Here is a 14,984-nt window from a genome sequence, read left to right as displayed (position 1 = left end):
ACCTCAGCGCCCGGCCCAGGCCGCGGCGACCCGCCCCGCGAGCCGTACGTTGCCCCGGACCGCCGCGAGGTTGGCCTCCAGCGACGCCCCTCGGGTCCGACGCGTCAACTGGTCCAGCAGGAACGGCGTGATCGCCTGCCCCGTGATCCCCCGCTCCTCGCAGTCCCGCAGCGCTTCGTCCAGCACGCGCGCGTGGAGCGCGGGATCGAGCTGCTCCTCGGACGGCACAGGGTTCGCCACGATCAGCGCCGCGTCGGGCCCACCGAGCGCGTCCTGCGCCCCCATCACGTCGGCGACCTCCTCGGGACTGTCCAGGGTCCAGTCCACGCCGTGCCCGGAGTCGACGAGGTAGAAGCCGGGGAAACGGTTCGTCCGGTACCCGGCGACCGCGACCCCCAGCGTCTCCAGGCGCTCCAGCGTCGCCCCCACGTCCAGGATCGACTTCACGCCCGCGCACACCACCGTGACCCTGGTGCGGGTGAGCAGCCCCAGGTCCGCCGACTCGTCCTGCGTCACCGTCCACCCCCGGTGCACGCCCCCGAGCCCGCCGGTCGCGAACACCCGCACGCCCGCGCGCGCGGCGAGTGACGCCGTCGCCGACACCGTGGTCGCCCCGCTCGCCCCCGTCGCCACGGCGAGCGGCAGATCGCGGTGGCCCAGCTTGCGGATGCCGTCCCCGCGCGCGACCCGCTCCAACTGCCCCGCGTCCAGGCCGACGTGGGGCCTGCCGTCCAGGACGGCGATGGTCGCGGGGACGGCGCCCTCCTCGCGCACGGCCGCCTCGAGCTCCTTCGCCACCTGGAGGTTGCGCGGCCGCGGCAGGCCGTGCGCGATGATCGTGGACTCCAGGGCCACCACGGCGCGTCGCCGGGCGACGGCCGCCCGCACCTCGTCGGACACCACCAACACGGGCCTGCCTCCTGCCAGTCGGGTCTCCCCTCATCCCTGGCGGGCGGCGGGCCCCGCCAAACCCCCTTGCGGGACACCGCGCGGGACAGCAGCCTTGGGGCATGGCAAATAACACGACCCGTCTCGACCACATCGTCCTGTGGGTGCGCGACCCTCTGGCGGCAGTCGATTTCTACGAGAAGACGGTGGGCCTGGAGCCCCTGCGCGTCGAGCAGTTCACGGCCGGCAAGGCGGCCTTCCCGTCCGTACGGGTCAATGAGGAGACCATCTTCGACCTCGCCCCGCTGACGTTCGCGGAACGCATGAGCGTCCTTCCGGACGCCGAGAAGAGCGCGGGCCACCCCGTCAATCACGTCTGTCTGGCGTTCCCGAAGGCCGACTTCGAGGCGCTGCGCGCCCGCCTGGAGGAGAACGGCACGCCGGTGTCGGACTTCTCGCACGACTCCTTCGGCGCTCTCGGCAAGGCCCCGAGCAGCTTCTACTTCCGTGATCCGGACGGGAACATCTTCGAGGCCCGCCACTACGACGAGAGCTGACGTCCGCCGGGGCCCCACGCGGGCCCCGTTCGGGTCCCGTCCGAGCGCCCGGCTAGGGTGACCGGCCATGACCACGAATGATCAGAGTGTCGCGTCTTTTGCCGTCCATATTCCGGATGTGGAACTGGAGGCCGAGCCGCTCGATCCGGAACAGATCGTTTCCGGTTCCCCCGAGGTGACCGGCAAGGTGCTGTGGGAGTCCGCCGACGGCAAGCAGCTGCGCGGCATCTGGCAGATCACGCCGGGCGTGGTCACCGACACCGAGGCGAACGAACTCTTCGTGGTCGTCAGCGGCCGCGCCACCGTCGAGGTCGAGGGCGGCGACACGCTGGAGATCGGCCCCGGTGACGCGGCCGTACTGCGCGAGGGCGACCGGACGACCTGGACGGTGCACGAGACGCTGCGCAAGGCGTACCACATCACGCTGCCCTGACCGCTGCCCTCGGCCTGACCCTGCCCCTGACACCGACCCCGAGCCCCCCGGCCCGCGGACCTGTCACGCCTTCCCGGGCGACACCGCCCTGCGGACGGTGAGCGCGGCCATCGGCAGCAGGACGCAGACCCCGACGAGGGTGAGCCAGCCGTAGCTCGCCCGGGCGACGATCAGGCCCGCGAGCGCACCGCCGACGCCGGCCGCCGCGTTCATCGTCAGGTCCGACAGGCCCTGCACCGCGGCCCGGGCCGGCTGTGCCACCGAGTCGGTGAGCAGCGCGGAACCGGAGACCAGGCCCGCGGACCAGCCGAGGCCGAGCAGGAAGAGGCCGGCGGCGGTCTGGCCGTGACTGGGCCCCGCCGTCCCGGCCAGGAGCGCCGCGCAGCACAGCAGCCCCACCGCCAGGCCGATCACGGACAGCCGGCCGAACCGGTCGGCGAGCCAGCCCATCACCGGCGAGAACGCGTACATGCCCGCGATGTGGCCGCTGATCACCAGGCCGACCAGTTGCAGGCTCGCCCCGTGGTGCCCCAGGTCGACCGGGGTCATCACCATGATGGAGACCATCACCGTGTGCGACACGGTCACCGTCACCAGCGCGAGCCGGGCCATCGGCGAGGCGGCCACCGCGGCGACACCGGCCCGCAGCGAGCGGCTCTGCGCGTTCTCGTCCTCCCGCGGGGCCAGGGCGCGGGCGGTGAGCAGCGGATCGGGGCGCAGCAGCACCGCCACCACCAGCGCGGCGACGGCGAAGATCCCGGCGGCGAAGAGGAACGGCCCGGCCTCCTCGGGGATGGCGGTGCCGGAGAAGGCGCGGCTCGTGGGCGCGGCGATGTTCGGGCCGAGCACCGAGCCGATGGTCGTGGCCCAGATGACGAGCGAGATGGCGCGGCCCCGCCGCTCGGGCTCGGCCAGGTCGGCCGCGGCGAACCGGGCCTGCAGATTGGCCAGCGAGCCAGCGCCGAACGCGGCCATGCCGAGCAGCAGCAGCGCGAAACTCCCGACGACCGAGGCCAGCACCACGAGCCCCGCGCCGCACGCGCCGATCACATACGCGAGGACGAGCCCCGCACGCCGTCCGCGGGAGGTCATCAGCGCGGCGAGGGGCAGCGAGAGCAGGGCCGTGCCGGCCACGGACGCGGTGGGCGCGAGGCCCGACAGCGCCTCCGTCCCGCTCACCTCGGTGGCGAGCACCGGAGCCAGCGCGATGCCGATCGGTATCCCGAGCCCGCCCAGTATCTGACTGGTCATCAGCACTGCGGTCGTGCGGCGTCGCAAGGCGGGCAGCGACTCCGGCGCGGGTATGTCAGGGGCGTCGACGGTGTTGGTCACTGACGCAGTGTGCCAGGGGCGCGAGGGACACGGAACAGGGTTACGTCGGCACGGCACCGCGCGAGCATCCCCGCGGTCCCTCTGCGCGGACCCGCGAAATCACCCCCGCCACGGCGTCAGGCCACTGGCTGCGGAAGGCCCCCCGCCATGGCCTCAGAACAGCGGCTGAGGCAGGCCCCTGCCAGGGACTCAGAACAGCGGCTGCGGCAGGACCCCCTCCAGCGCGAGCAGTCGCCGCTTGGTCTCCAGGCCTCCGCCGAAGCCGCCGATGCCCCCGTCGCTCTCCACCACGCGGTGGCACGGCACCACGACCGGCAGGGGATTGCAGCCCATCGCGACGCCCACGGCCTGTGCCGCGCCCGGCTGGCCGACGCGACGGGCCAGGTCTCCGTAGCCCACCACCGACCCGTACGGGACGCCGGCGGCGAGCTCCCGCAGCACCTGGCGGTTGAAGCCGGAGATCAGCGACCAGTCCAGCGGCAGCTCGAAGTCGCGCCGCTCGCCCGCGAAGTAGGCCGCGAGCTGGCGTATCGGCTCGGCGAGCAAGGGGGAGTCCGGCGCGTGGAGCGGCTCGGCGCCCAGCCGGGTGCCCAGCCGCTCCAGGGTCCTGTCCCGCACGTCGTCCGTGGCGTGGAAGGCCACCATGACGAGCCCCTCACCGGTCGCGGTGAGCAGCAGGGGGCCGATGTCGCTGCCGACGACGGCCCACACGGCCTGACGCTGGTCCTCGTTCATGCCGACCACCGTACGACCGCCCACTGACAACGCGTCCGCCTAGCGGTGCCTCAGTCGTCCTCCAGCGCCCTGCGGACGACGTCGGGCGCGTTGCTGATGATCCCGTCCACACCGAAGCTCGCGGCGCGCACCGCGCCGGCGGTGTCGTTGACGGTCCAGGTGAAGATCTCCAGGGGCTTGCCGTGCGGGCCCTTGAGCGCGTGGATCGCGGCGACGTAGGGAGCGGAGATGGAGGTGTGCGTCGAATTGATCTGGTCGGAGAACTTCGCGTACGCGGGCAGGTCGGCGACCGACGGGGTGCCGAGGAAGCCCGTCTTCACGTCGGGCCGCAGCGCGTGCACGGTCCGCACGCTGTCGGCGCTGAAGCTCTGGACGACGAGCTTGCTCTTGACGTGGTGCTTGTCGAGCCAGCCCGTGTCGCGCAGCACCTGGAGGCCCTGCTTCTCGATGCCCGGGTAGAGCTCGGGCTTCTTGAACTCGAAGACGAGCTTCTGGTGGTTGTGCGAGACCCGGCGCATGTACTGCTTGAGGGTCGGCACCCGCTCACCCGCGTACTTCGGGCTGAACCAGCTGCCCGCGTCGAGTCGCGCGATCTCCGCGGCGGTGAAGTCCGCGACCTTCCACGGCGCGCGGCCGGGGAAGACCTCCTCGACGTTCGTCGTCCGCTTCAGGTTGTCGTCGTGCATGATCACGAGTTCGCCGTCCTTGGTGCGCTGGACGTCGTTCTCCACCCAGCGGAATCCCATGTCGCGGGCCTTGTCGATGGCCGCCAGGGTGTTCTCCGGGGCGTAGGCGGAGGCCCCGCGGTGCGCCACGACCAGCGGTCTGTCGTGGTCGGCCGTGCGCACCGCCGCAGGAGTGCGGGCGGAGGCGGGAGCGGCGGGGACGGCGAGCGCACCGGCCCCCAGGAGGGCGGCGGTGGTGACAGCGGCAGCGCGTGCGTACACGGGTACTCCTCGCGTCGTGAGATCGCGGACCGGTCGAGAGTGACAGTCCACGGCCAACGGAAAACAGGTGCAGGATGGCCACACGTTGAACGGAGTCGCCGAAGTCGAGGACCCCGCGCGCGGGTGACGCGATTGTTTGCCGGAAAATCGGTCGGGCGTCCCGGAGTGAGCTTTACTCTCAGCCTCAGCCGACGGTCTCTCAGCCGGCCGACGGCAGAGGGCAAATGGGGCGATCAAGGGCATTTGGTCACCATAGGTGGAAGGGCTACCGCGCATGCAGGGCACGGTCGACGGGTTCAGCTACGGAGTCGTCACACCTGTGGTGGCCTACGTCATGGCCTGCCTCGGGGGAGCGCTCGGCCTGCGCTGCACCACCAGATCGCTGCTCCTCGCCCACTCCTGGCGGCCCGGCTGGCTGGCGCTCGGCTCGGCCGCGATCGGCTCCGGGATCTGGACCATGCACTTCGTGGCGATGATGGGCTTCACCGTCGAGGAGGCGCCCATCCACTACGACAAGGCGCTGACCTTCGCGAGTCTCGCCGTGGCCATCCTCATGGTCGGCATCGGCATCTTCATCGTCGGCTACCGGGGCGCCACCGGCACCGCCCTGTTCACCGGCGGGACGATCACGGGCCTTGGCGTGGCGTCGATGCACTACCTGGGAATGGCCGGTATGCGTCTTCGCGGGACGCTGGAGTACAACACCCTCACGGTCGCCGCGTCCGTGGTGATCGCCATGGTCGCCGCCACCACCGCGCTCTGGGCGGCCGCACAGGTCAGGGGTTTCCTGTGGAGCCTCGGTGCCAGCCTCGTCATGGGCCTGGCGGTGAGCGGCATGCACTACACCGGAATGGCCGCCCTCAGCGTCCATCTGCACGGCCCGGGCGCCGAGCCCGCCGGTGCCTCGCCCGCCGAGATCCTCGCGCCGATGATGATCGGCCCCCTCGCCTTCCTGCTCCTGGCGGGCGTCATCGTGATGTGCGACCCGCTGATGGTGATGGGCGGCCACCAGGACCCCAGGAACCGCGCGCAGACCGGCCGGCCCGCTCCTCCCGGCGGCGCGGCCCGTCCCCGCCACCCGGCCCGCTCGTACCCCGACCGGCGCCCGGGCCTCCGGCGCGTCCCCGCACCCCGCCGCGGCAGCCGACGGCCCGGCTCGCGCACGCCGCAGAACTGGTGAGGAAGCACCGCTGAGCGGCCGATCCGGCCCGGTTGTCAGTGCTGGGTCGTACGGTGGATTCCATGCGGCCCGTATCCAAGATCGAACGCACGGTGGCACCTTTCGAGGTCGTCAGTCCGTACCAGCCAAGCGGCGACCAGCCGGCGGCCATCGCCGAGCTGGAGCGGCGCATCCGCGCAGGTGAGAAGGATGTCGTCCTCCTCGGCGCGACCGGCACCGGCAAGTCGGCCACCACCGCGTGGATGATCGAGAAGCTCCAGCGCCCCACGCTCGTGATGGCGCCGAACAAAACGCTGGCCGCCCAGCTGGCGAACGAGTTCCGCGAGCTGCTGCCGAACAACGCCGTCGAGTACTTCGTCTCGTACTACGACTACTACCAGCCCGAGGCCTACGTCCCTCAGTCGGACACCTACATCGAGAAGGACTCCTCGATCAACGAGGAGGTGGAGCGGCTGCGCCACTCCGCGACGAACTCCCTGCTGACCCGCCGCGACGTGATCGTGGTCGCCTCCGTCTCCTGCATCTACGGCCTCGGCACCCCGCAGGAGTACGTCGACCGCATGGTCCCGCTCAAGGTGGGCGACGAGATCGACCGCGACCAGCTGCTGCGCCGCTTCGTCGACATCCAGTACACCCGCAACGACCTGGCGTTCACCCGCGGCACCTTCCGGGTCCGCGGCGACACCATCGAGATCTTCCCGGTCTACGAGGAGCTGGCCGTCCGCATCGAGATGTTCGGTGACGAGATCGAGGCGCTCTCCACCCTCCACCCCCTCACCGGCGAGGTCATCAGCGACGACGACCACCTGTACGTCTTCCCCGCCTCGCACTACGTGGCGGGACCGGAGCGCCTGGAGAAGGCGGTCACCGGCATCGAGAAGGAGCTGACCGAGCGCCTGGCCGAGCTGGAGAAGCAGGGCAAGATGCTGGAGGCGCAGCGTCTGCGCATGCGCACCACGTACGACCTGGAGATGCTCCGCCAGATCGGCTCCTGCTCCGGCGTGGAGAACTACTCCATGCACTTCGACGACCGCGCCCCCGGCACCGCCCCCAACACCCTCCTGGACTACTTCCCCGAGGATTTCCTCCTCGTCCTGGACGAGTCGCACGTCACGGTCCCCCAGATCGGCGCGATGTACGAGGGCGACGCCTCCCGCAAGCGCACCCTGGTCGACCACGGCTTCCGGCTGCCCTCCGCCATGGACAACCGCCCGCTGAAGTGGGAGGAGTTCCTCGGCCGCATCGGCCAGACCGTCTACCTGTCGGCCACCCCGGGCAAGTACGAGCTGTCGCGCGGCGACGGCTTCGTGGAGCAGATCATCCGCCCCACCGGCCTGATCGACCCCGAGGTCGTCGTCAAGCCCACCGAGGGGCAGATCGACGACCTGGTGCACGAGATCCGCACCCGTACCGAGAAGGACGAGCGCGTCCTGGTCACCACGCTCACCAAGAAGATGGCCGAGGACCTCACCGACTACTTCCTGGAACTGGGCATCCAGGTCCGCTATCTGCACAGCGACGTCGACACCCTGCGCCGCGTCGAGCTGCTGCGCGAGCTGCGCGCCGGTGAGTACGACGTCCTGGTCGGCATCAACCTCCTGCGCGAGGGCCTCGACCTGCCCGAGGTCTCCCTGGTGGCGATCCTCGACGCGGACAAGGAGGGCTTCCTGCGCTCGGGCACCTCCCTGATCCAGACCATCGGCCGCGCGGCGCGCAACGTCTCGGGCCAGGTCCACATGTACGCCGACAAGATCACCCCGGCGATGGAGAAGGCCATCGACGAGACCAACCGCCGCCGGGAGAAGCAGATCGCGTACAACAAGGAGCGGGGCATCGACCCGCAGCCGCTGCGCAAGAAGATCAACGACATCGTGTCGGCGATCGCGCGCGAGGAGGTCGACACCGAACAGCTGCTCGGCTCCGACTACCGCAAGCCGAAGGCGGGCAAGGGCGCCAAGGCGCCGGTGCCCGCGCTCGGCGGCGAGGCGGCCAAGGCCGGCAAGGCCGCCACCTCCGCCAAGGCCAAGGGCAAGAAGGGCGCACAGGTCCCGACCGACCGCCCCGCGGCCGAGCTGGCCGAGCAGATCGAGGAGATGACCGCACGCATGCGCGCGGCCGCCGCCGACCTGCAGTTCGAGATCGCCGCACGACTGCGCGACGAGGTGTCGGAGATGAAGAAGGAGCTGCGGCAGATGAAGGAGGCCGGCCAGGCCTAGCGGGCCCGGAAGCACGGCTGGGGGAGGGGGGAGCGGCCCGTCGGCCGCTCTGTTGCAGGACCGCCACAATGTGCGGCCCGCGAGGCACCGCGGCGACCCGCACTGCATAGGCTGCCGGGCAACCGCGAGAGGCGGTTGCCCAGGCAGTTCGAGAGGGGACAGCGCGTGACGGTCAACATGACCAAGGGTCAGGCCATCAGCCTGCAGAAGGACGACGGGGGCGCCCTGTCCGCGGTGCGCATGGGACTCGGGTGGCAGGCGGCCCCGCGCCGCGGCCTGTTCGGCACCCGCACCCGCGAAATCGACCTGGACGCCTCGGCCGTCCTCTTCGCCGACAAGCAGCCGGTCGACGTCGTGTTCTTCAACCACCTGGTCAGCCAGGACGGCTCGGTGCGCCACACCGGCGACAACCTCGTCGGCGGTGTCGGCAAGGGCGGGGACGACGAGGCGGTCCTGGTCGACCTCCAGCGGGTCCCCGTCCACATCGACCAGATCGTCTTCACGGTGAACTCCTTCACCGGCCAGACCTTCCAGGAGGTGCAGAACGCGTTCTGCCGCCTGGTCGACGAGACCAACGGCCAGGAGCTGGCCCGCTACACCCTCGACGGCGGCGGCCAGTACACCGCCCAGATCATGGCGAAGGTCCACCGCGCGGGCGCGGGCTGGCAGATGACGGCCCTCGGCAACCCCGCCAACGGCCGCACCTTCCAGGACCTGATGCCCTCGATGCTGCCGCACCTGTAGCCGTTGCCGCACTTGTAGACACGCGGCGGCGCTCCGGGGCGCCGGCCGCGGCACGTCCGTACGTACGAGGGGGAACGAACGCGATGACGGCCGAGCTGGTGCGGGGGCAGAACCACCCGCTGCCCGGGTCCCGCCTGGAGATCCGCGTCTCGGCCGGCAGGCCGGTCGTGGCGGGGGCCACCCTCAGCGACGCCCACGGCAAGGTGCGCGGCGTGGAGTGGGTGGCCCACCCCGGCTCGCCCGCCCTGCCGGGCCTCCAGGTGTCCCGGCAGGCCGCCGCCGACCACCGCCTCGCCGTGGACCTCGACGCCCTGCCGGACGCCGTCCACCGGGTCGACGTCCTGCTGGCGCTGCCTCTCGGTGTCGCCGGTCCGGCCACCTTCCGTGGCCTCGCCGCCCCCTTCGTCGCCGTCACCGGCCTCGACGGCACCGAGATCGCCGGCTTCACCCTCACCGGCCTCGACGCCGAGTCCGCCGTCATCGCCCTGGAGCTGTACCGCCGCCAGGGCGCCTGGAAGGTCCGCGCCGTCGGCCAGGGGTACGCGGGCGGCCTCGCCGAGATGCTCGCCGACCAGGGCCTGCCCGAGGCCCGCGAACTGGCGGCCGCCATCGACGACACCGTGGCCCAAGGCCTGGCCCGCTCCGTGCCCCCGCCCCCGCCCCACCTCACCGAAGACCCCCGCACAGGCCCCACGGCCCAGGCCCACCAGGGCACGGCCCACCCCGCCCATCAGGACCCGGCCCGGCGGGACCCGACGCACCAGGACCCGAGACACCAGAACCTGGCTCGCCAGGATCCGGCCCACCAAGACCCAGCTCCCCAGAGCCCGGCCTACCACGGCCTTCAGGGCCCGGCCCGCCAGGCTCAAGCCCACCAGGACCCAGCCCGCCAGGCCCAGGCTCCCCAACACCCAGCTCACCAGGGCCCCGCCCATCACGGCCACCAGGGTCCGGCCCACCCGGACCACGCCCCCCAAGGCCCGGCCCAAGGGCCCTCCGCCCCGCCTCCCCGGCGGCCGGCCGGCGAAAGCCCCGCAGCCCCCGCCACCGCGGGCGACAGGGCGGCAGGTGGCGGCCCCGTCGACTACACGCACCCGGGCCGCCGGGCCACCGCGCCCCCGGTACCGCCTCCCGCCAACCCTCCCGCCGAGCCGGGTCGGCCCGCGCAGCCCGTCGCGGGTGACGCCACCGGCTGGTCCATGGACGAGCGGCTCTACAACCAGGTATGGGGCATGTTCGAGGACCTGGCCCGCACCACGGCGGCCTACCGAAGCGCCGTTGATTTCGCCGACTCCCGCAGGGAGCAGGAGCTGGACAAGGTCCTCGACGACCCCCGCAGCCGCATCGGCGGCGCCGGTGGCGCCGCCCGCGAGCGCGCCCGCGCCCGGCACGCCGACCTCGTCGGCCGGGCCAGGGCGGCCCTCGACCGCGACCTCGCCCAGCTCACCGCCGAGGCCGACGTCGTCGAACCCGCCCTGCCCCCGGCGTTCGCCGCGTGGAGCAGCCCCGTCTGGCACGCCTACCGCGCGCCCATGGAGGTCCCGATGGCCCTGCGCCTCGGCGACCTCCACCTCCCCGAGCGCCCCGGCCTGCGCATCCCGATGCTGGTGCGGCTGCCGCTGGAGCGCGGTCTGTGGATCGACAGCGGCAAGGCCCTCACCAACCACCGCACCGACCCCGTGGAGCTGCGCCGCCTGGCCATGGACACCGCGGTCGTGCACGCCGCGCGGCTGCTCGCGGTCCACCCGCCGCGCGAGTTCCAGGTGCACGTCATCGACCCGGCGGGCGCCGCGACGGCCGCCCTCGCCCCGCTGGTCACGGCCGATGTCCTCGCCGGGCCCCCGGCGTCCGGCGCGGCCGGTGTCACCGAGGTCCTCGCCCGGCTCACCCGGCGCGTCGACCTGGTGCAGATGGCGATCCGCGGCGGCGCCGCCGACGCGCTGCCCCCGGACCTGGACACGGCCGAGCAGCTGTTGATCGTCAACGACTTCCCCCACGGCTTCGACGACCGCGCCGTGACCCGGCTGCGCTACCTCGCGGACGAGGGCCCGGCCGTCGGGGTCCACCTCATGATGGTCGCCGACCGCGAGGACGCCGCCGAGTACGGCCCGCTGCTCGACCCGCTGTGGCGCGCCCTCCTGCGCCTGACACCGGTGCCCGACGACCACCTCGCCGATCCCTGGGTCGGCCACACCTGGACGTACGACCCACCGGTCCTCCCGCCCGGCGGCCAGACCCTTCGAGAGCTCCTGGCCCGGGTCGCCACGGCCCGCCGCACCGGCGGCCGGTGAGGGCGCGGCCCGCCCCGCGAAGAGCGGCGCGGCCGTAGCGGTAAAGCGACTTTAGGCCCCCGCCGAACTGGGCTTTTGGCTTTTGTTTGCCATCGTCTTTACCAATCCTTGGTGTTTCGCGTACTCTGGTGTCAGCGGAGGGGAGTACTCCCGACTGCGACGTACCCGTCAATACGGACCGCCATCGGTCCCGGGGCGTCGGCCCGAGGCGCGGCGGTGCCCGCCCCGGGTGGAAGAGACCTCCGGCAGCGACGACGCTGATCAGTAGCCGTACGACGCCGGAGGCGCAGTGGACGTTTCAATGACCGTGTGGGTAGCGACCGTTCTAGGGCTGTGTGCCCTGATCGCGGTCGACTTCCTCATCGGGCGCAAGCCCCATGACGTGTCGATCAAGGAAGCCGGAATCTGGACGGTCGTCTGGATCGTCCTCGCGGCGCTCTTCGGCGTCGGCCTGCTGGTCGCCGGGGAGAGCCAGGCGTCCGGCGAGTTCTTCGCGGGCTTCATCACCGAGAAGTCCCTCTCCGTGGACAACCTCTTCGTCTTCATCCTGATCATGGCGAAGTTCTCGGTGCCCTCCCACCTCCAGCAGCGCGTGCTGCTGTTCGGCGTGCTGATAGCCCTGGTCCTGCGCGCGATCTTCATCGCCGCCGGCGCCGCGGTCATCGCCAACTTCTCCTGGGTCTTCTACATCTTCGGCGCGTTCCTGATCTACACCGCCTGGAAGCTCATCCAGGAGGCGCGCTCCGACGACGAGGAAGAGGAGTTCGAGGAGAACCGCCTGCTGAAGTCCGTCGAGAAGAAGTTCGGCGTCTCGGACCGGTACGAGGGCACGAAGCTGTTCATCCGCAGGAACGGCAAGAAGATCATGACGCCCCTCATGGTCGTCATGCTCGCCATCGGCACCACCGACGTGCTCTTCGCGATGGACTCCATCCCGGCGATCTTCGGCCTCACCCAGGACCCGTACATCGTCTTCACTGCCAACGCCTTCGCCCTGATGGGTCTGCGGCAGCTGTACTTCCTCATCGGCGGACTGCTCAGGAAGCTGGTCCACCTCAGCTACGGCCTGTCGGTGATCCTCGGCTTCATCGGCGTGAAGCTCGTCCTGCACGCCCTGCACGAGTCCGGGGTGCACGTCCCCGAGATCTCCATCCCGCTCTCGCTCTCCGTGATCTGCGGCGTCCTGGTGATCACCACGATCACCAGCCTCATCGCCTCCAGGAAGCAGGAGCGGAAGGCGGCGGCCGAGGCCGCGGCCGCGGGGGAGACCCAGAAGGACAGCATCGAGGCCTGACCGCCCGACCGTCCCCTCATCTGCCCACCCCTCACCTGCCCGCCCCCGCACCCGACCGACCCGCCCCAGGGGGCGGCACCGAGTAGCGACACCCGAGCGCCCGGAGGAGCATCGAACCATGGTCACTCGGCTCCGGGCGCTCGTCATGCGGTGGACGACCGTGGTCCCGTTCCTCGCGGTCGTCCTCCTCGCCCTCACCTGGGGGCGCGACCTGCCCGGCGTGGTCGTCGCCGTGGTGACACTGGTCCTCGCGGGAGCGGTGCTCTCCGCCGTGCACCACGCCGAGGTGATCGCCCACCGCGTCGGCGAACCCTTCGGCTCGCTCGTCCTCGCCATCGCGGTGACGATCATCGAGGTGGCGCTGATCGTCACCCTCATGGCCGACGGCGGCGACAAGAGCTCCACACTCGCCCGCGACACCGTCTTCGCCGCCGTGATGATCACCTGCAACGGCATCGTGGGGCTCTGCCTCCTGGTCGGAGCGCTGCGCCACCGCGTCGCCGTCTTCAACCCCGAGGGCACCGGCGCCGCCCTCGCGACCGTCGCCACCCTGGCCACCCTCTGCCTGGTCCTGCCGACGTTCACCACCACCAAGCAGGGCCCGGAGTTCTCCACCAGCCAGCTCACCTTCGCCGCCGTCGCCGCGCTCGTCCTGTACGGGCTGTTCGTCACCACCCAGACCGTGCGCCACCGCGACTACTTCCTGCCCCTCACCAAACAGGGCAAGGTCATCGACGCCGACAGCCACGCCGAGGGGCCCTCCTCGCGGCAGGCGCTGGTCAGCCTGGGGCTGCTCGCGCTGGCGCTCATCGGCGTGGTGGGGCTCGCCAAGAGCGTCTCGCCGACGATCGAGTCGGGCGTGGCGAGCGCCGGCATGCCGCACGCGGTGGTCGGCGTGATCATCGCCCTGCTCGTGCTGCTCCCCGAGACCATCGCGGCCGTGCGCGCCACCCGCCGCGACCGCGTGCAGACCAGCCTCAACCTCGCCCTCGGCTCGGCCATGGCCAGCATCGGCCTGACCATCCCGGCCGTCGCGGTCGCCTCCGTGTGGCTGTCCGGGCCGCTCGTCCTCGGCCTGGGCGCGACCCATATGGTGCTGCTCGCCCTCACGGTCATCGTCGGCACGCTCACGGTCGTCCCGGGCCGCGCCACCCCGCTCCAGGGCGGCGTCCACCTGGTGCTGTTCGCCGCGTACCTGGAGCTGGCGGTCACGCCGTAGGGCCCGGCCCCCCGTTGGGCGCCGGTCGCCGAACGGTCGCCTCAGTACGTCACCGTGACGCGCCGCGCCGGCCCGTCGACCCGTACGAACCCTCCGTAGGGGATCACCACCTGCGGGTCGGTGTGTCCGAGGTCCACGTCGAAGACCGCCATGGTCCGCGGCGCGTACAGGTCGAGCGCCCGCAGCACGGCCTCCCGCTGCTCATGCGCGTAGGCCGCCTTCGCCTCGGCGTCCTGGGGGTTGGCGAAGGACCAGGCCTTGGCCCGCCCCATCAGGAGGGCGGGGAAGCGGTGCAGCAAACCGCGCTCGCCCATGTTGCGCAGGATGCGGAACACCCGCTCGGCACTGATCAGTTCCTCGCAGGTCTCCAGGAACAGCACGCAGCCGTCGTACGCCGACAGGTCCCGCGAGACCTCTTGGTCCGCCATCAGGAGCCAGGAGAGGATCTCCAGCTCACCGCCCCAGGAGCGGCCCTCCACGACGTGCTCGGGGCGGTGCCAGTACCAGCCGTCACCGGGCTCGGTCGGCGGTTCCTCGACGAAGTGGGCGGGGTCCTCCCAGGGCAGGTCGACGTCGCGGTAGCGCTCGGCGGGGGACAGTTCGTAGGGCCCGGACGTGAAGAGCGCGGCGCGCAGCGAACGCTCCGTCAGGGGCGCCATCGCGCCCGGCCGGCCGAGCTCGCACATCACGGACGCGCCGTGGTAGCCGACGATGCCGCACTGCCAGAGGAAGGCCAGCAGATTGGTGTTGTCGCTGTAGCCGAAGAAGGGCTTCGGGTGCGCGCGGATCAACTCGCGGTCCAGGTGCGGCAGTACGGTGATCTGGTCGTCGCCGCCGATGCTCGCGACCAGGGCCTTGACGGACGGGTCGGCGAACGCCGCGTGGATGTCGTCGGCCCGCTGCCGGGGCGTGGCGCCCATCTTGCGCGTCGAGGGGTACTCCACCGGTTCGAGGCCGAACTCCTCGCGCAGCCGTTTCAGGCCCAGTTCAAAGGGGAGGGGGAAGAGCTCCGGCAGGCCGCTGGACGGCGAGATCACGGCGACGCGGTCACCGGGCGCGGGCTTGGGCGGATACAGCGGCTCGATGGTCATACGCAGCAGCGTAGGGGCGCGATCCCCGGGGGCGCACGCGAGTTGCCGCACGCCACC

13 protein-coding genes are annotated in these 14,984 nt (G+C 71.6%); 8 read left to right on the top strand and 5 right to left on the bottom strand.

All coding sequences use genetic code 11. The features are described 5' to 3' along the window. Window positions 1-3 precede the first annotated feature (3 nt). Window positions 4-909, bottom strand: a complete 906-nt coding sequence (locus ACZ516_RS00900; RefSeq protein WP_469007889.1) for a pseudouridine-5'-phosphate glycosidase — start codon at window positions 907-909, stop codon at window positions 4-6. Window positions 910-1,010: 101 nt separating this feature from the next. On the opposite strand from ACZ516_RS00900, the gene ACZ516_RS00895 reads away from it, so the two are divergent. Then, the gene (locus ACZ516_RS00895; RefSeq protein WP_469007887.1) at window positions 1,011-1,445 is read left to right on the top strand and encodes a VOC family protein; all 435 of its coding nucleotides are present in this window, start codon (window positions 1,011-1,013) and stop codon (window positions 1,443-1,445) included. A 67-nt stretch (window positions 1,446-1,512) separates the two neighbouring features. Then, the gene (locus tag ACZ516_RS00890; RefSeq protein WP_358586480.1) at window positions 1,513-1,878 is read left to right on the top strand and encodes a cupin domain-containing protein; all 366 of its coding nucleotides are present in this window, start codon (window positions 1,513-1,515) and stop codon (window positions 1,876-1,878) included. A 63-nt stretch (window positions 1,879-1,941) separates the two neighbouring features. On the opposite strand, the gene ACZ516_RS00885 is transcribed toward ACZ516_RS00890, so the two are convergent. From ACZ516_RS00885 to ACZ516_RS00875, 3 genes are all read right to left on the bottom strand, one after another. Beyond that, a complete protein-coding gene (locus ACZ516_RS00885; RefSeq protein WP_469007886.1) occupies window positions 1,942-3,210 on the bottom strand; it encodes an MFS transporter in 1,269 nt (422 codons plus the stop codon). Between the two features lie 189 nt (window positions 3,211-3,399). Beyond that, window positions 3,400-3,945, bottom strand: a complete 546-nt coding sequence (locus ACZ516_RS00880; RefSeq protein ID WP_469007884.1) for a methylated-DNA--[protein]-cysteine S-methyltransferase — start codon at window positions 3,943-3,945, stop codon at window positions 3,400-3,402. 50 nt (window positions 3,946-3,995) lie between these two features. Continuing rightward, window positions 3,996-4,892 carry a glycerophosphodiester phosphodiesterase gene (locus ACZ516_RS00875; protein ID WP_358586486.1) on the bottom strand — a complete coding sequence of 299 codons (897 nt, stop codon included), beginning with the start codon at window positions 4,890-4,892 and terminating at the stop codon, window positions 3,996-3,998. A 274-nt stretch (window positions 4,893-5,166) separates the two neighbouring features. On the opposite strand from ACZ516_RS00875, the gene ACZ516_RS00870 reads away from it, so the two are divergent. From ACZ516_RS00870 to ACZ516_RS00845, 6 genes are all read left to right on the top strand, one after another. After that, window positions 5,167-6,072 carry an MHYT domain-containing protein gene (locus ACZ516_RS00870; RefSeq protein WP_358586488.1) on the top strand — a complete coding sequence of 302 codons (906 nt, stop codon included), beginning with the start codon at window positions 5,167-5,169 and terminating at the stop codon, window positions 6,070-6,072. Window positions 6,073-6,134: 62 nt separating this feature from the next. Next, window positions 6,135-8,288 carry an excinuclease ABC subunit UvrB gene (gene uvrB, locus ACZ516_RS00865; protein WP_358586490.1) on the top strand — a complete coding sequence of 718 codons (2,154 nt, stop codon included), beginning with the start codon at window positions 6,135-6,137 and terminating at the stop codon, window positions 8,286-8,288. Between the two features lie 165 nt (window positions 8,289-8,453). Then, entirely contained in the window at window positions 8,454-9,032 is a 579-nt protein-coding gene (locus tag ACZ516_RS00860) for a TerD family protein (protein ID WP_469007883.1), read from the top strand. Window positions 9,033-9,115: 83 nt separating this feature from the next. Then, complete coding sequence (locus tag ACZ516_RS00855) at window positions 9,116-11,323, top strand: TerD family protein (RefSeq protein WP_469007882.1); 2,208 nt, start codon at window positions 9,116-9,118, stop codon at window positions 11,321-11,323. 289 nt (window positions 11,324-11,612) lie between these two features. Beyond that, a complete protein-coding gene (locus ACZ516_RS00850) occupies window positions 11,613-12,617 on the top strand; it encodes a TerC family protein (protein WP_361084429.1) in 1,005 nt (334 codons plus the stop codon). Window positions 12,618-12,735: 118 nt separating this feature from the next. Beyond that, window positions 12,736-13,836, top strand: coding sequence for a calcium:cation antiporter (locus ACZ516_RS00845; RefSeq protein ID WP_469007880.1), 1,101 nt, complete (start codon window positions 12,736-12,738; stop codon window positions 13,834-13,836). A gap of 41 nt (window positions 13,837-13,877) precedes the next feature. On the opposite strand, the gene ACZ516_RS00840 is transcribed toward ACZ516_RS00845, so the two are convergent. Then, window positions 13,878-14,927, bottom strand: coding sequence for a S66 family peptidase (locus ACZ516_RS00840; protein WP_469007879.1), 1,050 nt, complete (start codon window positions 14,925-14,927; stop codon window positions 13,878-13,880). Between the last annotated feature and the right edge of the window lie 57 nt (window positions 14,928-14,984).

Source organism: Streptomyces sp. NPDC034037 (assembly GCF_055575715.1).
Note: the sequence above shows the minus strand (reverse complement) of the source record. Positions and strands in the feature narration are given on the sequence as shown.